This is a genomic window from Streptomyces virginiae (genome assembly GCF_000720455.1).
In the GTDB taxonomy this organism is placed as follows: Bacteria; Actinomycetota; Actinomycetes; order Streptomycetales; family Streptomycetaceae; genus Streptomyces; species Streptomyces virginiae.
Genome location: NZ_JOAK01000029.1, coordinates 39924 through 52667, shown reverse-complemented (window position 1 = coordinate 52667; position 12744 = coordinate 39924). Strand labels below are relative to the sequence as shown.

12 protein-coding genes are annotated in these 12744 nt (G+C 70.9%); 3 read left to right on the top strand and 9 right to left on the bottom strand.

What is annotated here, in order from left to right; all coding sequences use genetic code 11:
- The first annotated feature begins 34 nt into the window (after positions 1-34).
- Complete coding sequence (locus IG86_RS0131595; protein WP_037849607.1) at positions 35-517, top strand: MarR family winged helix-turn-helix transcriptional regulator; 483 nt, start codon at positions 35-37, stop codon at positions 515-517.
- A 64-nt stretch (positions 518-581) separates the two neighbouring features.
- Here the strand turns inward: IG86_RS0131595 and IG86_RS0131590 are convergent, their stop codons facing one another.
- The 8 genes from IG86_RS0131590 to hemL form a co-directional block, all read right to left on the bottom strand.
- Positions 582-1097, bottom strand: coding sequence for an SRPBCC domain-containing protein (locus IG86_RS0131590; protein ID WP_030831887.1), 516 nt, complete (start codon positions 1095-1097; stop codon positions 582-584).
- A 25-nt stretch (positions 1098-1122) separates the two neighbouring features.
- Positions 1123-2205, bottom strand: coding sequence for a c-type cytochrome biogenesis protein CcsB (gene ccsB, locus IG86_RS0131585; RefSeq protein WP_030831890.1), 1083 nt, complete (start codon positions 2203-2205; stop codon positions 1123-1125).
- Entirely contained in the window at positions 2202-3929 is a 1728-nt protein-coding gene (gene resB, locus IG86_RS0131580; RefSeq protein WP_030831893.1) for a cytochrome c biogenesis protein ResB, read from the bottom strand. Before resB ends, ccsB begins: the two co-directional genes overlap by 4 nt.
- 13 nt (positions 3930-3942) lie before the next feature.
- Positions 3943-4716 carry a cytochrome c biogenesis CcdA family protein gene (locus IG86_RS0131575; RefSeq protein WP_030831896.1) on the bottom strand — a complete coding sequence of 258 codons (774 nt, stop codon included), beginning with the start codon at positions 4714-4716 and terminating at the stop codon, positions 3943-3945.
- A 4-nt stretch (positions 4717-4720) separates the two neighbouring features.
- Positions 4721-5347 carry a TlpA family protein disulfide reductase gene (locus IG86_RS0131570; RefSeq protein WP_030831899.1) on the bottom strand — a complete coding sequence of 209 codons (627 nt, stop codon included), beginning with the start codon at positions 5345-5347 and terminating at the stop codon, positions 4721-4723.
- An 88-nt stretch (positions 5348-5435) separates the two neighbouring features.
- Positions 5436-6671, bottom strand: coding sequence for a polysaccharide deacetylase family protein (locus IG86_RS0131565; protein ID WP_030831902.1), 1236 nt, complete (start codon positions 6669-6671; stop codon positions 5436-5438).
- 189 nt (positions 6672-6860) lie between these two features.
- On the bottom strand, positions 6861-7559 hold the full coding sequence (locus tag IG86_RS0131560) for a histidine phosphatase family protein (protein WP_030831904.1): 699 nt from the start codon (positions 7557-7559) through the stop codon (positions 6861-6863).
- Positions 7556-8878: a glutamate-1-semialdehyde 2,1-aminomutase gene (gene hemL, locus IG86_RS0131555; RefSeq protein ID WP_078848566.1), complete on the bottom strand. Its 1323-nt coding sequence runs from the start codon at positions 8876-8878 to the stop codon at positions 7556-7558. Before hemL ends, IG86_RS0131560 begins: the two co-directional genes overlap by 4 nt.
- A 133-nt stretch (positions 8879-9011) precedes the next feature.
- Here hemL and IG86_RS0131550 point away from each other — a divergent pair, with 133 nt between their 5' ends.
- Entirely contained in the window at positions 9012-9620 is a 609-nt protein-coding gene (locus IG86_RS0131550) for a hypothetical protein (RefSeq protein WP_078848567.1), read from the top strand.
- Positions 9621-10267: 647 nt separating this feature from the next.
- A complete protein-coding gene (locus IG86_RS45175; RefSeq protein WP_276329202.1) occupies positions 10268-11677 on the top strand; it encodes an ice-binding family protein in 1410 nt (469 codons plus the stop codon).
- 120 nt (positions 11678-11797) lie between these two features.
- Here the strand turns inward: IG86_RS45175 and IG86_RS0131540 are convergent, their stop codons facing one another.
- On the bottom strand, positions 11798-12703 hold the full coding sequence (locus IG86_RS0131540) for a helix-turn-helix domain-containing protein (protein ID WP_030901479.1): 906 nt from the start codon (positions 12701-12703) through the stop codon (positions 11798-11800).
- Positions 12704-12744 lie beyond the last annotated feature (41 nt).

The following is a 12744-nucleotide window of genomic DNA, read 5'->3' as shown; positions in this document are numbered from 1 at the left end:
AAGCAGCTTGACTCGGCCGTGTCACCATATTTGCGTGACGAGAGACGACGTGACGTGGAACGGCCCGGACGAGGGCGTCGAGCTGACCTTCCTGCTCGGCCTGGGCTTCCAGCTGGTGCTGGGCGAGTTCACCCGGCGCCTGGCCGAGGTGGGATACGCGGACCTGCGCCCCGTGCACGGCATGGCCTTCCAGGCCCTGAAGGGCGACGGCGCCACCGCCACCGAGCTCGCCGAGCGGCTCGGGGTGACGAAACAGGCGGCCGGGCAGATCGTGGACGACCTGGAGAGGCGCGGCTACGTACGCCGCGAGCCGCACCCGGAGGGCGGCCGCCGCAAGCTGGTCGTCCTGACCCCGGCGGCCCGGCAGCACCTCTTCGTGGCGGGCCGCGTCCTGCACGAACTGGAGGCGGAGCTCGCGGGCAGCGCCGACGTCGGCGCCCTGCGCCGGGAACTGTCCCGCGTCGTGCGCGCGCTCCACGGAGCGGACGGGCTGCCTCCGCTGCGCCCGGTGTGGTGAACGCGGCCCCGGGGCTCGAACCCGGGCCCGGACCTCAGGAGGCCTCTGGAGGCCTCAGGAGGCCTCAGGAGGCCTTGCGGGCCCGGGTGAAGGACGCGTACGAGTCGCGCAGCTGTGCCCAGCGGGTGTCCGTCCAGGCGGACCAGTCCGTCGGGCGTCCGGCCAGGGCGGCGTCCAGCAGCTCGAAGTGCTCGTGCCAGCCGGCCAGGCAGTCGAGGCGCTCCTCGTCGGACCCGCCGCGTTCGTTCACGAACCGGATGACCGTCGAGTCGGTGCCGACGGCCTCCAGGTGGAAGCGGATCCGGCCGTGCCCGCTCACCGTGTACTCGGCGACGCGCTCCACGTCCCAGGCCGAGACGTGGCCGCTCACCACGGTCCCGGTGTTCAGCCAGCGCAGCGTGACGGCCCCGCCGAGGTGCCGCTCCAGGACGTCGGCCGCGGCCAGCCAGCCGCGCAGCCCGTCGGGCGTGGTCAGGGCGTGCCAGAGGGCCTCGTAGGCGTACGGCAGGTGCAGCTCGAAGCGGAGCAGCCAGTGGTTCTCGCCGCGCCGTTCGCTGGTGGCATGGCTCACGAGGGACATGCCACCAGCGTCCCACTCCCGCCGGTCAGACGCCCGCGTACGAGTGCTTGCCGCTGAGCAGGATGTTCACGCCGTAGTAGTTCCAGATCCAGCAGGCGAAGGCGAAGAGCGCCAGGTAGGCGGCCTTGCGGCCCTTCCAGCCGGCGGTCGCGCGGGCGTGCAGGTAGCAGGCGTACGCCACCCAGGTCACGAAGGACCAGACCTCCTTGGGGTCCCAGCCCCAGTAGCGGCCCCAGGCGTCGCCGGCCCAGATCGCGCCCGCGATGATCGTGAAGGTCCACAGCGGGAAGACGGCCGCGTTGATGCGGTAGGAGAACTTGTCCAGGGAGGCCGCCGAGGGCAGCCGCTCCAGGACGGAGGAGGCGATCCTGCCGGGCTTGCCGCCGCCGGCGAGCTTGGCCTCGTAGGAGTCGCGGAAGAGGTACAGGACCGCGCCGGCCGCGCCGAGGTAGAAGACGGCGCCGCAGAAGATGGCGGTGGAGACGTGGATCCACAGCCAGTACGAGTGCAGGGCCGGGACCAGCTGGTCGCTGTCGGTGTAGAGCCAGGTGACGGCGATGCCGAGGTCCAGCAGGACGGTGGTGACCAGGATCAGGCCCATCCAGCGGACGTTCTTCTTCAGGGCGAGGAGCGCCAGGTACGTGCCGACGGCCACCGTGGAGAAGGTGATCGAGAACTCGTACATGTTGCCCCAGGGGGCACGCTCGACCGACATCGCGCGGGCGACGACTCCGGCCGCCTCGACGAGGAAGGCGAGCGCGGTCAGCGAGACCGCGATCCGGCCGTACAGGTCGCCCTGCACGGTGCCGCCGGCGGCGCCGGGGCCGTCGGGTACGTCACGGGTGCCGGCGCCGGAGCGGGTGGTGACCTTCGGCCGGTCGAGGACCGCGGTGGCCCCGCCCTTGCCCCGCACCTGCACGGCCGGCGCCGAGGCCGCCTCGGCGCCGGTGAGCGCGGCGGCCGTACGGGCCACCTTGCTGCGGCTGCCGAAGGTCCACTCGGCGATGTGCGCGAAGAAGGCGAGCGTGTAGACCGCCATCGACGAATAGACCAGGTAGTTGCTGATCTGAGCCAGGTTCTCGTTGGCTGCGGCTGCGAGCGGCGTCATCCGCGCTCTCCTTCAGGGGTTTCTTCGACACGTGGTTCGGCAGGTGCGGTCGGCGCGCTCGGCGCCTGCTGGTGCAGCGTGGCGGCGAGGTCCGCCAGTTCCTCCGGGAGCCGGGCGGACTCGCTGCGGCCCAGGCCCGCCATCTCGACGACGGTGACGCCGTCCTTGCCGGTCACCGCGCGGACCCAGATCCGGCGGCGCTGGATGAACAGCGATCCGGCGAGGCCCGCGATGGCGGCGATCGCGCCCCCGAGAGCGAGGCCGCTGCCGGGCTGGTGGGTGACGGAGAAGGTGGCCCACCGCTCGATGCCCTCGAACTTCACGGTGCCCGCGCCGTTCGGCAGGGTCATCGTGTCGCCGGGCGCCAGCTTCTGCTTGAACTGCTGGCCCGACTCGTCCTTGAACGGCACCAGCTTGGTGGTGTCGAGCCGGTAGACGTTCTGCGGCAGACCCGAGTCGACGCCGAGGCTGCCGTGGAAGGCGTTGAGCATGAGCTTCGGGTTCAGGGGGGCGGGGAACTGCGAGAACATCGTGCCCATGCCCTCGCCGGCGAAGGTCGGCACGAAGACGGCGTTGAAGCCGAGCTGCTCGCTCTTGCCGTCCTTGTCCTTGTAGCCGTCGGTGACCTTGATGGCTCCGGTGGAGGTGAGGTTGCCGTCCTGCGGGAGGACCGGGACGGCGTCCTTGTAGATCACCTTCCCGGTGGGATCGGTCACCGAGATGATCGGCGCGTAGCCGTGGCCGAGCAGGTAGATCTTGGACCCGTCGACCTCAAGGGGCTTGTTGACCTGGATCTCGCGCTTCTGCGGTGCGCCGTGCGCGCCGTCGCGGAAGGTGACGTACGCCTTGAAGTCGCGCGGGGTGCCGCGCTGCGGGCCGGACATCTCGTAGGTGGCGTCGAACCGGTCCAGCGTGAAGCTGAACGGCGGCAGGTCGTCCGGGTGGAAGAGCGTGCCGGGCTTGAAGTCGTCGTACTGGGTGAGGGTGTTCGAGAAGCCGCTGCCGCGCAGGACCAGCTTGCCGCCCTCGGACTTGAAGTACTGGCCCCAGGCGAAGGCCACCAGCATCACGATCAGCGAGACGTGGAAGATCAGGTTCCCGGCCTCGCGGAGGTAGCCCTTCTCGGCCGCGACGTGGTCGGTGCCCGCCTCGGTACGGAAGCGCCGCTCGCCGAGGAGCGACTTGGCGAGCGCGAGGACCTCCTCCGGGGTCTTCCCGGTGCTCCAGGTGGTGTGGGCGGGCAGCCGGTCGAGCCGCTTGGGGGCGCCCGGCGGGCGGCCGCGCAGCTGGCCGACGAACTGCCAGGCGCGCGGGATGATGCAGCCGATCAGCGAGATGAACAGCAGCAGGTAGATCGCGGAGAACCACACCGAGCTGTAGACGTCGAAGAGCTGGAGCGCGTCGGCGACGGCGACGTAGGAGGAGTGCTCGTCCTTCCACTCCGCGACCTTCAGCGCGTCGACGTTGGTCTGCGGCACGAGGGAGCCGGGGATGGCGCCCAGCGACAGCAGGAAGAGCAGGATCAGCGCCACCCGCATGGAGGTGAGCTGCCGCCAGAACCAGCGGGCCCAGCCGATCACGCCGATGCCGACGGGACCGCGGTCCTCGACGGGTGCGGTGGAGAGCTGGGCGCCCGCGTCGCCGAGGGCGGCGGAGTCGCCGGGATCGGCGGACTCGGCGGGCTCGTGCGACGCCTCGGTGGACGCTTTGTCTGTCGTACTCATGTCCGTTAAGTCCTCAGATCCCCACCGTGAAGGTTTGGGTCCAGCTCTGCATGTCGCTGACGATGCTGTCCCACATTCCTGTGACGAGCAGCAGTCCGGTCAGGATCAGCATGCCGCCGCCGATGCGCATCACCCACGCGTAGTGCTTCTTCACCCAGCCGAACGCGCCGAGCGCCTTGCGGAAGGCGAGGGCGGCGAGGATGAAGGGCACACCGAGGCCCAGGCAGTAGACCACGGTCAGCAGGGCGCCGCGGCCGGCGCTCGCCTGGTCGAGGGAGAGGGTGGTGACGGCGGCGAGGGTCGGGCCCATGCAGGGGGTCCATCCGACGCCGAAGAGCACGCCGAGCAGGGGCGCGCCGAGCAGGCCCGCGGTCGGCTTCCGGTGGAAGCGGAACTCCCGCATCGTCAGACCCGGGATGGCCCCCATGAAGAAGAGGCCCATGACGATCACCACGCCGCCCAGGACGCGGGAGATGATCTCGTTGTTCTCCCGGAGGGTCTCGCCGAAGTACCCGAAGAGCGCGCCGGTGGAGACGAAGACGGCGGTGAAGCCGGCGATGAACAGGAGCGCGCCCGCCAGCATCCGCCCGCGGCGGGCCTCGGCGAGGTCGGCGCCGCTGACGCCGGTCACGTAGGAGAGGTAGCCGGGGACGAGCGGCAGCACGCAGGGAGAGAAGAAGGAGACCAGACCGGCGAGGAGCGCGATCGGCAGTGCGAGGAGCAGCGCGCCGTTCAGCACCGTCTCGTTCACACCGGTGGCCTCGGCGGCGAGGACGTACGGGACCACGAGGTCACTGCTCCGCGAGGACGGGGTCGATCATCGAGCGCAGCTGCTCCTCGCCGAGGGGGGCGAGGGTGCGCGCCGCGATCTTGCCCTCCCGGTCCAGGACGAGCGTGGACGGGATGGCGTTCGGGTTGAGGCTGCCCTTGGGGAAGCGCAGCAGCAGCTTGCCGTCGGGGTCGTAGAGGCTCGGGTAGGTGATCCCGAAGGTCTCCTCGAAGGAGGCGGCGTTCTGCTTGCTGTTGTCGCGGACGTTGACGCCGACGAAGACGACGTCCTTGCCGGCGTCGGCGAGTTCCTTGGAGACCTTCGCGAACGACGGGGCCTCGGCGCGGCACGGCGGGCACCACGAGCCCCACACGTTGAGGACGACGACCTTGCCCTTGAGGGCGGTGGTGTCGAGCGTCTTGCCTTCGACGGTCTCGCCGTCGAGCTTGGGGGCCTCGGTGCGCTCGCCCTTGGCGGCGGTGGAGACACCCTTCGCGCCCGTGACGTAGTTCCCGCCGCTGCCGGTCGGCTTGCCGCTGTCCGCACCGGTGCACGCCGTGAGGGCGAGGGCGCCGGTGAGGGTCACCGCGGTCAGCAGGAGGGCGCGGCCGCCGGTCGAGCGGCGTCGGGGGGCGCGGCTAAGGCTCATGTGAAAAGTTTCGCATGAGTGGTTCCGCGATCTACCGCGCCCCCCGCGCCGATGTCAATGCCCTGGTCAGAGGATGGGCAGTACCCGGTCAGGCGGCCGTGAGGTACGTGTTCCAGCCACCGGTCGGTGACTGGCCGGGGCCGAGGGTGCGCAGTTTGGCGAGCACCTTGGGGTCCTGGGCGTCCAGCCAGTCGGTGAACTGGCGGAAGGATACGAGCCGTACATCCCTTTTGTCCGCCATGCCCTTGAGCGCTTCCTCGACCGCGTCCATGTAGATGCCGCCGTTCCACTCCTCGAAGTGGTTGCCGATGAAAAGGGGTGCGCGGTTGGTCTCGTAGGCCCGGCGGAAGCCGCCGAGGTAGGTGGCGGTGGCCTGGGCGCGCCAGGCCGGGTAGTTGGCGGGCACGCCCTGCGTGGTGTTCTTCGACTGGTTGGCGAGGATGTTGTAGTCCATCGACAGCACCTCGAAGGAGTGCCCGGGGAAGGGCAGGGACTGCAGCGGCAGGTCCCAGACGCCCGACCTGCGTACGGGCCACACCTGGAGGCCGCCGGGCGAGCCGGAGTCGTAGCGCCAGCCCAGCTCCTGGGCGGTCGGCAGGAGGTTGTCCCGGCCGAGGAGGCAGGGGGTGCGGGAGCCGGCCAGCTCCTTGCGGTAGTCGAAGGGCAGCGGTTCCACGTCGGTGAAGCCGGTGTTGGTGCGCCAGTTTGTGACGAAGGACACGGCCTGGTCGATCTCGCTCCGCCAGTCGTCCGGGGTCCACCGGGCGACGGAGCCGGGGCCCCCGCAGAAGTGGCCGTTGAAGTGCGTGCCCACCTCGTGCCCGTCGAGCCACGCCTCACGGACGTACTTCAGGGTGGCCCGGACGTTCTCGTCCTTGAGGTAGCCGATGTCGGATGCGCCGACGGGGTTGTTGGGCGGCCGATAGAGGTGCCGCTTCGACTCGGGCAGGAGATAGAGCCCGGAGAGGAAGAAGGTCATGGCCGCGCCGTGGTCCTTGGCGAGCTTGAGGAAGCGCGGGAAGAGGCCGTTGCCGATCTCCCCCGCGCCGTCCCAGCTGAAGACGACGAACTGCGGCGGCGTCTCGCCCGGCTGGAGCGGCACGGGCCGGTCGGGCTGGTGGGGCTGCGGGCCGGTGTCGGCGGTGGAGCCGTCACCGATGGGCCTGGCCGGCGGCTTCTCGCCGGGCTCCGGGTTCTTCACGGGTCCGGGAGCGCCGGGACCGGAGACGTCGGGCAGACCGCAGCCGGCGACTCCCATCGCGGCCGCGGCGCCAAGCCCCAGTCCCAGCAGCCCCCTCCGACTGACTCCCCTGTTGTCGCGCATGTCACCGTCCCCCTCGTCGTCAACACGCCCCGACCCAAAGTCCATATAAACGGACAAGTTGACCGGACATGTGTGCTGACACGGTGATTCCCGCGCATCTTGTATTTAATTAGACAGACCTGTAACGGTCCGTAACAGACCGTCGGAACCGTCGGATCAGACCCGGACCGGGCGCGGACCGGGCGCGGATCAGGCGCCGAACGCCTTGGAGGCGCCCTTGACCGGCTTGGCGCCGGCCAGCAGGTGGGCCGGGACCAGGTCCCGGGCAGGCTCGCTGTAGCCCACCGACACGAGCCTGTCGCCCTGGAAGGTGAAGGACGTCAGGGACGCGAGGGTGCACTGCCGGCGGCGCGGGTCGTGCCACAGCCGGCGCTTCTCCGCGAAGCTGCGCACGATCCAGATCGGCAGCTGGTGGCTGACCGCCACCGCCTCCCGGCCGCGGGCCGCGTCGCGCGCCGCCTCCAGCGCGCTCATCATCCGGACCACCTGCTCGACGTACGGCTCGCCCCAGGAGGGCTTGAACGGGTTCGTCAGGTGCTTCCAGTTGCCGGGCTTGCGCAGCGCGCCGTCGCCGACGCCGAAGGTCTTGCCCTCGAAGACGTTCTCCGCCTCCAGCAGCCGCCGGTCCGTCGCCAGGTCCAGGCCGTGGGCCTTGGCGATCGGCTCGGCCGTCTCCTGCGCCCGCTCCAGCGGGGAGGACACCACGTAGGCGATGTCCCGGCTCTTCAGGTGCTCGGCGACCCGGTCCGCCATCTGGCGGCCCAGCTCGGAGAGGTGGTAGCCCTCGCGGCGTCCGTACAGGACCCCGTCCGGGTTGTGCACCTCGCCGTGGCGCACCAGGTGCACGACGGTGAGGTCGGACTTCGCGTCGCGTCCGTCGTTGCTCATGCGGTGGCCTCCGCGGCGGCACGGGCGGCGGCCGGCAGTGCCGCCGCGACGCGCTCGATCGCCTTGTCGTCGTGGGCGGTGGAGACGAACCAGGACTCGAAGGCGGACGGCGGCAGGTAGACGCCCTGCGCCAGCATCGAGTGGAAGAACGCGTTGAAGCGGAAGCTCTCCTGCTTCTTCGCGTCGTCGTAGTCGCGCACCGCGCCCTCGGTGAAGAAGACGGAGAACATGTTGGACGCGGTCTGCAGGCGGTGCGCCACGCCCTCCTTCGCGAGCGCCCCGGTGACCAGGGACTGGATCTGCGCCGAGACGGCGTCGACCTTCTCGTACGCGGCCGCGTCGAGCAGGCGCAGCTGCGCGAGGCCGGCGGCGGTGGCGATGGGGTTACCGGAGAGCGTGCCGGCCTGGTAGACGGGCCCGGCGGGGGCGAGGTGGCCCATGACGTCGGCGCGGCCGCCGAACGCCGCGGCGGGGAAGCCGCCGCCCATGACCTTGCCGAAGGTCAGCAGGTCGGGCTTGACCCCGTCGATGCCGTACCAGCCGGCGCGGGAGGTCCGGAAGCCGGTCATGACCTCGTCGGAGATGTAGAGCGCGCCGTTCTCGCGGCAGAGGTCCGCGAGTCCCTGGTTGAAGCCCTCGGCGGGGGTGACCACGCCCATGTTGCCGGGCGCGGCCTCGGTGATCACGCAGGCGATCTCGCCGGGGTGCGCGGCGAAGGCCGCCCGGACCGCTTCGAGGTCGTTGTAGGGGAGCACGATGGTGTCTCCGGCCTGCGCACCCGTGACGCCGGGGGTGTCCGGCAGCGCGAAGGTGGCGAGCCCGGAACCGGCGGCGGCGAGCAGCGCGTCCACGTGACCGTGGTAGCAGCCGGCGAACTTCACGACCTTGGCGCGACCGGTGAAGCCGCGTGCCAGCCGGATCGCCGACATGGTCGCCTCCGTCCCGGAGGAGACGAGCCGCACCTGCTCCACGGGTGTGACGCGCGCGACGATCTCCTCGGCGAGCGCCACCTCGCCCTCACCGGGCGTGCCGAAGGAGGTACCGCGGGCGACGGCGGCCTGGACGGCCTCGATCACCTCGGGGTGGGAATGGCCGAGGATCATCGGCCCCCACGAGCAGACGAGGTCCACGTACTCGCGACCGTCGGCATCGGTGAGGTACGGACCGGTGCCGGACACCATGAACCGGGGCGTACCGCCCACGGCGCGGAAGGCGCGCACGGGAGAGTTCACGCCGCCGGGGGTCACGAGGGAGGCGCGCTCGAAGAGCGTCTGCGAAACTGGGGCTTCATACGGGTACGGGTAGCTCACACCAGCCATGGTCTCAGAGGCTGCGACAGACTTGCGGGCGGGCGTTTCACCGCGTCGCCGCGGGGGAGGTCACTGCCATGATGATCAGGCTGCGTGGCGGGCGCCGCGGGGCCGTGGCGAGCAAGACCAGTCGGGTGGAGATATGCAACGCGGTGGTGGACCGGGCGAGGGTACGGACGGCCTCGATCCGCAGCGCGCCCGCGAAGCCCGCGAGGCCCGCCGCCGGGGCAAGCACCGCCGGCGCGCCACCGAGGCGGCCGATGCCGTGCCGGAGCCCGCGACGCCGTCGGAGGACGTGCCCAGGGGCCGCGGCATGGGCGTGACGTACAAGTACTTCGGCGCCCCGGACGGCGCCACTGCGGCGCGGGTCCCGGTGACGATGCGGCCGGAGGAGCTCGGCGGCGACGAGCTCGGCATGGGCGGACTCTTCACCAAGATCAAGCCGGAGACGGTGGCCGCGATGGTCCTGACCGGCATCGAGGGCATACCCCTGCACAAGGTGCCCCCGCTGGAGCTGGTCGTCCTGCACCCCGACTACGCGGTGGTCAAGCTCCCCATGACGGTGGTCGACCCGCTGCGCGGGATCGGCGAGGAGTCCGTGGGCGCGGCCGCCTTCATCTGGTCCACGGTCCCCGACCGCGGCGGCCCGAGCGACGCCTTCAACGTCTACCAGCTGCTGCACGAGTGGCAGGATTTCAGCCACCGCCTGCACGAGGCCGGGCACCAGCCGTACTGCCTGGTCTGGCCCTGATCACTGCCCCCCGACGCCGATCCGCAGCCCTCCGCAAGGGCGCCGCGGCCCCGTTGGAGGCCGGCGGTCGGGACACGTCGAGGACGCGCAACCGAGGAACGCGCCCGGTTGCCAACTGCGCATGCACCGCCGCGACTGCCTGACCACGAGCCCACGCGCGCCCCTTACCTGCGCCCCGCCCCTCCGGGCGGGGCCGACTCCCGCGCCCGGCGGCCGGGGATCCGACGGGTTCGCACACGCATGCGCCCCTGAAACCTGACACTGCGTCACTCATGCAGCCGCTTTTTCCGTTTTGCTGCTATTGCAGGGAAATATGCGTGAATACTCCCGCATGACGGCTCATCACACCTCTGCCTGGTAGCCATTCCGTCGTCCCGTTCAGGATCGGCCTGCGCGTCGGGGCGGAATGGCGGCCTGCGGCCCTGAGCGGTCATCGTCGCGGGCGCTTGGGCACCTCCTCGGGGAGGACTGAGGCCCGAAGCAACAAGAAAGGTCCTGCTGTGGCATTGGATGTCATCCGATCGGGTCCACCCGACAAGAGGCCTAGACGCAATCTGTTCAAACGGGGAGTCCTCGTCCTGCTCCCCGCAGCGCTCCTGGCGGCGGCAACCCTGGTCCCTAACCTCGCTCACGCTCTGGAAGCCCCCGTGAACCTGGGGACCGCCACCAATTACGCGGTCCTGGCCGGTTCGACGGTCACCAACACTGGCCCCACCGTCATCAACGGCGACCTGGGGCTCCACCCGGGCACATCGGTGACCGGCTTCCCGCCCGGCGTCGTCAACGGAACGCAGCACATCACCGACGCCGCCGCCGCTCAGGCGAAGTCCGACCTCGTCATCGCCTACAACGACGCGGCGAGCCGGGGACCCGGCACCGCCACTCCGGCCGACATCGGCGGACAAACGCTGGCGCCCGGCGTCTACACGGCCTCGTCGACACTGAACCTCACCGGAACGGTCACTCTCGACGGCCAGAACAACCCCGAGGCCGTCTTCATCTTCCAGATCCCCTCGACCCTGATCACGGCTCCGGCGAGCGTCGTGGCCCTGATCAACGGAGCAAACGCCTGCAACGTGTTCTGGCAGGTGGGGAGCTCCGCCACGCTCGACACGAACACCCAGTTCAAGGGCAACATCCTTGCCCTGACGTCCATCACGCTGAACAGCGGCGCCGTACTCGAAGGCCGCGCCCTGGCGCGCAATGGCGCGGTCACGCTGGACACCAACACCATCACCAGGGCGGCCTGTGCCGTCGGCCCGCCCGGGCCTCCCGGACCGACCGGCTCACCCGGCCCGACCGGCGCCCCCGGACCGACCGGTGAGCCCGGCCCGACAGGCGCCCCCGGACCGACCGGTGAGCCCGGCCCGACGGGTGCGCCCGGACCGACCGGCGCCCCCGGACCGACGGGTGCCCCCGGCCCGTCCGGCAGCCCCGGTGCCCCCGGCCCGACAGGCGCGCCCGGACCGACCGGCGCCCCCGGACCGACGGGTGCCCCCGGCCCGTCCGGCAGCCCCGGCCCCGTAGGACCTGCCGGACCTGCCGGACCTGCCGGACCTGCCGGACCTGTAGGACCTGCCGGCCCCGCCGGACCCGCCGGACCTGCCGGACCTGCCGGACCCGCCGGCCCCGCCGGACCTGCCGGACCCAAGGGGCCGCGCGGCGACAAGGGCGAAGAAGGCGACTCGGGTGATCACCACCACGGTCACGACGACGACGGTGAGCACGGTCACGACGGCCACGACCACGGAAGGCCACCCGGTCAAGGCCACGACGACCAGGGCAAGCCCCCATGGGCCGACTTCCTGCCGGGCGGCCTCGACGACGCCCTGGGCCAGTTCGGTCCCGGCCACACCGCCAAGAGCGTCAACTTCGCCCATGTGAGCGCGGCCACCGGCCGAGCGCCGAAGGAGGCGCCGGCAGACCTCGCCACGACCGGCCAGGGCAGCGGGACCGGCGTCATTGCCGCCTCTGCGGCCGCGCTGGCATTCATCGCAGGCTCGGCCTTCTTCGCCATGAAGAGGACCCGGCGAGGCACGGCGACCCGACAGGACTGACGCGTCGGTGGCCTGACTGTCCCGCTCGTCGCACCGATCGCCGCCGAGCTCCTGGACGTCCGTCCGGGGGCTCGGCGGTGCTGTGGGGCTCGGCGGTGCTGTGCGGCCTCGACGGCAGGGTCAGGCGTTCGACGGGGTCGGCGGGCGGGCGTCCGACCGGCTCTCGGCGACGGCGTACGCCCCGGCGACTTCCGCGATGAGACGCCGCGTACTGTCCGGGCTCAGCGCGCGGGCCTGTAAGTGCGCGTACAAGTCGCTGTAGCGCCGCACGTCGGAACGATTCTCCACATAGAGGTCGCTGGTGAACCTCTCCAGATACACCACGCTCGCATCGGAGGTGTCGGCGAACTCAAGCAGTGAGAACTGTCCCGAGACACCCGGGTGCGCACCGGCGTCGTGAGGCAGGACCTGGACGGTGACGTACGGCTGGGCGCCGAGGTGGACCACATGGTCCAGTTGCTCGCGCATGACCTCGGGCCCGCCCACGACTCGCCACAGCACCGCTTCGTCCAGCACCACCCACAGGCGGAGCCGCTTGTCACCCGGGGCGTACAGCCGGGCCTGGCGCCGCAGCCGCACCTGGAGGCAGGCGGCGGCGTGTTCGGCGGTGCCATGCGGGATCGTTCCTGCGATGACCTCCCGCGCATAGGAGGGAGTCTGCAGAAGGCCCGGAACCACCAGGGGCTCAAAACACCGGATCGCGGCCGCCTCGGCTTCGAGGTCGATGTAGGCGCCGTACGGGATGTCCCCGTAGACCTTCCACCAGCCCTGCCGCCCCGATTCCGCGGCCATCGCCATCAGACGCTCGATGCGCCGCCGATCACGGACTCCGTACAGCTCACAAAGATCGCGCACATCGCGCGGTTTGATGAGCCGCCGGCCATTCTCCAACAGACTGATTTTGGGCTGGGAGATCAGCAGTCGGGCCGCCACCTGCTGCGTCGTCATACCGCTGGTCTCGCGGAGCCGGCGCAGCTCCGCCCCCAACCGGCGTCTGGCGATGGTGGGGTTGCCGGTGACATCCACGGCGCGTGCACCTCCGCTCCAAGAACCTTGCGCTGGTCAGC